Origin of the sequence: Paenibacillus sp. P2(2022) (genome assembly GCF_029522175.1) — a bacterium.
GTDB lineage: Bacteria > Bacillota > Bacilli > Paenibacillales > Paenibacillaceae > Paenibacillus > Paenibacillus polymyxa.
Map to the genome: position 1 here is coordinate 652,587 of NZ_JAKWFI010000001.1, position 4,550 is coordinate 657,136.

Here is a 4,550-nt window from a genome sequence, read left to right on the forward strand (position 1 = left end):
CCCAATTTTAGGAGGATATACATGCGTAAAGAAGAAGTATTCGAAATCGTTAAAGGTTGTATTTGTGAAGTTCTACCGGAATTAAACGATCACCAGTTTCAGTATGACGATCGCTTGGTAGATTTGGGTGCGGATTCGGTAGATCGAGCCGATATTGTAATGAAGTCTATGGAAGCATTATCTCTTAATATTCCGCGCGTTGAGTTATCTGGCGTTAAAAATGTAGGAGAGTTGGCAGATGCGCTCTATGCCAAATTATAAAGAGCCTGAGTTAGTTATTACGGGAGTTGGTGTTACTTCGTCGATTGGGCAAGGGAAGACTGCCTTTGCTTCGGCGCTGTTCAAAGGGCAACATGCATTTGGAGTTATGCAACGTCCAGGCAGAAAGGGAGAAGCTTCATTTATAGGTGCGGAGCTGCCATCTCTGTCTTATCCGGAGACCATTTCCAAACGAATGTTACGAACCGCATCATTTTCAGGACAGGTGGCAATGGTTACCCTTCAAGAGGCCTGGGATGATGCTCAATTGGATGACGTGGACCCTAGCTGCATAGGATTGGTGATTGGAGGCTCCAATTTTCAGCAACGGGAATTATTTCAAACCTATGAGGCTTATCGGGAAAAAATGCACTTTGTATCTCCGACCTATGGGCTGTCCTTTATGGATACTGATTTGTGCGGATTATGCACTGAGCAATTCGGTATTCAAGGGTTAGCGTATACTGTCGGCGGGGCTTCCGCGAGCGGACAAGTCGCCATCATTCAAGCGATTGAGGCAATTCAAGCAAATCGGGTTGATGTGTGCATTGCGATGGGGGCGTTGATGGATATTTCGTATTTGGAATGCCAGGCATTGCGATCTTTGGGAGCCATGGGAAGCGACCGATATGCCGACCAACCAGCAATGGCGTGTCGCCCCTTTGATAAGATGCACGATGGATTTATATACGGGGAATCTTGCGGAGTTATCGTCATAGAGCGGTCGGATTTTGCAATGAAGCGGCAGGGGAAACCTTATGCAAAGCTTGCAGGCTGGGATATGGGGATGGATCGGAACCGGAACCCCAATCCTTCTTATGAGGGCGAGGTTCGAGTGATTAAAAGGGCCTTAGAGAAAGCGAAACTGTCGCCGGAAAAAATTGATTATATTAATCCCCATGGGACAGGCTCTGTAATTGGGGACGAGATCGAAATAAAGGCAATACAGGATTGCCAATTATCACATGCTTACATCAATGCAACCAAATCCATTATCGGGCATGGTCTGAGCGCAGCCGGGACGGTTGAAATTATTGCTACTCTTCTACAAATGAAAGAGTCGAAACTTCATCCTACCCGCAATTTGGAGGAGCCGATCAAAGTGGATTGCAACTGGGTGAAAAATGAGTCCATCCCAGCGGTTATTCACAATACTATGAATTTGAGCATGGGATTTGGCGGGATCAATACGGCCATCTGTATGCAAAAGTATGAGTCGGGCATTTAAGAAAGGGGGAGCATTATGGTATTGGTAGGAATAGAAGCAATGAATGTTTTTGGGGGCTCAGCCTATCTAGATGTCATGCAATTAGCGCAGCACAGACAGTTGGACCCTGCGAGATTTGAAAATTTATTAATGAAAGAAAAGGCTGTTGCCCTGCCCTATGAAGATCCGGTTACCTTTGGAGTCAATGCGGCAAAACCGCTGGTGGACGCCCTCTCTGAAGCGGAAAAAAACCGCATCGAAATGCTCATCACCTGTACAGAATCAGGAATTGATTTTGGAAAATCAATCAGTACATATATTCACCACTATTTGGGACTGAATCGGAATTGCAGGCTATTTGAACTCAAGCAAGCCTGCTATTCAGGTACTGCCGGACTCCAAATGGCGGTGAATTTTATTTTATCCCAAGTCTCGCCAGGGGCCAAAGCGCTTGTTATTGCCAGTGATATCTCACGATTTATTGCCGCTGAAGGCGGGGATGTTTTGAGTGAGGATTGGTCTTACGCTGAACCAAGCGGAGGGGCAGGGGCTGTGGCCATGCTCATTAGTGAAAATCCTCATATATTCCAAGTCGATGCGGGCGCTAATGGATATTATGGCTATGAGGTGATGGATACTTGCCGGCCGATACCAGATAGCGAGGCCGGAGATGCGGACTTGTCTTTAATGTCCTATCTGGACTGCTGCGAGCAAGCATTTTTGGAATACCAGAAACGGGTACAAGGAGTGGACTATAAAGATACCTTCCAGTATCTTTCCTTCCATACTCCATTCGGTGGAATGGTAAAAGGAGCTCATCGCACGATGATGCGAAGGATTACTCAGGCCAAGCCCAATGAGATTGAGGCGGATTATGTACAACGTGTCAAGCCAGGATTGGAGTATTGCCAACGAGTCGGCAATATTATGGGTGCGACCTTGTACCTGTCCTTGGCAGGCACGATTGATAAGGGCACATTTGATTCTCCGAAGCGGATTGGTTGCTTTTCCTATGGATCAGGCTGCTGCTCGGAATTTTATAGCGGGGTAGTGATGCCGCAAAGCCAGGAATATCTGCGTCGTTTTGAGATCGAGCGTAATTTGAATGATCGGTATCAATTATCCATGGATGAATATGAATCCTTGCTGAAAGGCAGTGGCGCTGTACGTTTTGGAACCCGCAACACCAAACTTGATTTTCAATTGGTTCCTGGAGTGATCGATTCCGGGAAAGGGAGACAGCGATTATATCTGGAGGAAATCTATGAATTCCACCGCAAATATCGGTGGGAATCATGAATTATCAAACAATTCAGGTTCGGTTTCAAGAATCGATTTGTTACTTACGGTTTTACCGACCAGAGGCAAATAACACGATTAATAACACCCTCATTGAGGAATGCATGCATGCGCTTGCACTGTGTGAGGAGTCGGTTACGATCGTTGTTTTGGAAGGCCTGCCGGAGGTGTTTTGTCTTGGAGCGGATTTTCAAGGAATGTACGAAAAAATGGCAAATGAACATGAGCATGCACAGAATCCAGAACCTCTATATGATCTGTGGTTAAAACTGGCGACAGGGCCCTATATCACGATTTCTCATGTGCGAGGAAAGGCAAACGCTGGCGGCATTGGATTTATTGCTGCCAGCGACATTGTGATAGCAGATCAGACAGCACAGTTCAGTCTGTCGGAATTGTTATTTGGGCTTTTCCCTGCTTGTGTTCTGCCCTTTTTAGTACGCAGAATTGGATTCCAAAAAGCGAATTATTTGACATTAATGACACAGCCGATTATGGTTGAGCAGGCTCTTACATGGGGATTAGTCGATGCATATGATGCCCAGAGTGATACGGTGCTGCGCAAGCATTTATTACGCCTCAGACGATTGTCCAAAACGGGTATTTTACGCTACAAACGCTTTATGGACGAACTCAGCGATTTGCGTCAGTATAAATCACTGGCGCTGGCGTCCAATCAAGAGGTGTTTTCAGACGCTCAAAATCTGAAGGGCATTTTCCGATATGTCGAAACAGGTCAATTTCCGTGGATGGACTGATGGGCGTTTGCCACAAGACGGGATGCTGAGGGGGAAGTAGATCATCATGTCACAATCTGTGGTTGAGTTACTTGAGATCGAGCGAGGGATTATCCAAGTAACAATGCAAGATAGAGTTCATAAAAATACATTTACACTTGAAATGACTCATGGACTTAGAGAAGCGTTCCGTACGATCCAGGATGACTCGACCTGCAAAGTCGTAATTATAACAGGGTATGACAACTACTTCGCCACGGGTGGAACGCAAGAAGGACTATTGGCTATACATGAAGGAACATCAAAGTTTACTGATGAAAATATTTACTCTCTAGCATTGAACTGCAAAGTTCCAGTGATAGCTGCTATGCAGGGCCATGCGGTTGGTGGGGGCTTTGTCATGGGGCTATTTTCTGATTTCGTAATCCTGAGTAAGGAAAGTATGTACACGACTAATTTTATGAGATACGGATTTACACCAGGAATGGGTGCGACGTTCATTCTTCCCCAAAAACTCGGGTTCAGCCTGGGAGAAGAATTATTGTTAAATGGGGGGAATTACCGAGGCGCAGAACTGGAGAAGCGAGGAGTGCCGTTTCCAGTTTTGCCTCGCAAAGAAGTGATGAGCTATGGATTGGATCTTGCTAGACAGCTGGCCGAGAAACCCAGATTTTCATTAATCACATTAAAGGATCATCTGGTTGCTTCACTCCGTGCTCAGCTTCCCAAAATCGTAGAACAAGAGCTGATTATGCATGAGAAGACCTTTCACCAAGCCGAGGTTAAAGAACGAATCATCAACCTGTTTGGAAAATAATAACTTTTTCACATCCTTATTTATTTATATTTGTTGGACGCTTTTACGGTTTTTCATGGGAATCTGGAAACGAGTGTGAAAGGGGCGCATAGCCTTTCTCATCACTCGTTTTTTCTTTGCTACTTTCGTTAGGCAACGCTTCAAGCGTGAAACAGTAGCTCAAAATAGACATCGTGATAAGCATTTGGCTCATGTTGTATTTAAATTTTGTGTTTGAGGAGTTGGTGGATGA

Annotated in this window: 5 protein-coding genes; all 5 read left to right on the forward strand. The window is 45.3% G+C overall.

Annotation, left to right across the window (positions count from 1 at the left end; translation table 11 throughout):
- Nucleotides 1-21 precede the first annotated feature (21 nt).
- Genes MMB75_RS02920 through MMB75_RS02940 form a run of 5 tightly spaced genes read left to right on the forward strand, consistent with a single transcriptional unit; the run spans nucleotide 22 to nucleotide 4,318 of the window.
- The gene (locus MMB75_RS02920) at nucleotides 22-261 is read left to right on the forward strand and encodes an acyl carrier protein (protein WP_016821485.1); all 240 of its coding nucleotides are present in this window, start codon (nucleotides 22-24) and stop codon (nucleotides 259-261) included.
- Complete coding sequence (locus MMB75_RS02925; protein WP_019687994.1) at nucleotides 239-1,486, forward strand: beta-ketoacyl synthase N-terminal-like domain-containing protein; 1,248 nt, start codon at nucleotides 239-241, stop codon at nucleotides 1,484-1,486. Before MMB75_RS02920 ends, MMB75_RS02925 begins: the two co-directional genes overlap by 23 nt.
- A gap of 15 nt (nucleotides 1,487-1,501) precedes the next feature.
- On the forward strand, nucleotides 1,502-2,764 hold the full coding sequence (locus tag MMB75_RS02930; RefSeq protein WP_016821483.1) for a hydroxymethylglutaryl-CoA synthase family protein: 1,263 nt from the start codon (nucleotides 1,502-1,504) through the stop codon (nucleotides 2,762-2,764).
- A complete protein-coding gene (locus tag MMB75_RS02935) occupies nucleotides 2,761-3,522 on the forward strand; it encodes an enoyl-CoA hydratase/isomerase (RefSeq protein WP_019687993.1) in 762 nt (253 codons plus the stop codon). The genes MMB75_RS02930 and MMB75_RS02935 overlap by 4 nt, the downstream gene beginning before the upstream one ends.
- Before the next feature lie 46 nt (nucleotides 3,523-3,568).
- Nucleotides 3,569-4,318, forward strand: a complete 750-nt coding sequence (locus tag MMB75_RS02940; protein ID WP_031461756.1) for a polyketide synthase — start codon at nucleotides 3,569-3,571, stop codon at nucleotides 4,316-4,318.
- Nucleotides 4,319-4,550: the final 232 nt, after the last annotated feature.

Bases quoted from the DNA above. Each gene is read 5' to 3' on its own strand.
- MMB75_RS02920 (WP_016821485.1), top strand. From the start codon at position 22: ATGCGTAAAGAAGAAGTATTCGAAATCGTTAAAGGTTGTATTTGTGAA.
- MMB75_RS02925 (WP_019687994.1), top strand. From the start codon at position 239: ATGCGCTCTATGCCAAATTATAAAGAGCCTGAGTTAGTTATTACGGGA.
- MMB75_RS02930 (WP_016821483.1), top strand. From the start codon at position 1,502: ATGGTATTGGTAGGAATAGAAGCAATGAATGTTTTTGGGGGCTCAGCC.
- MMB75_RS02935 (WP_019687993.1), top strand. From the start codon at position 2,761: ATGAATTATCAAACAATTCAGGTTCGGTTTCAAGAATCGATTTGTTAC.
- MMB75_RS02940 (WP_031461756.1), top strand. From the start codon at position 3,569: ATGTCACAATCTGTGGTTGAGTTACTTGAGATCGAGCGAGGGATTATC.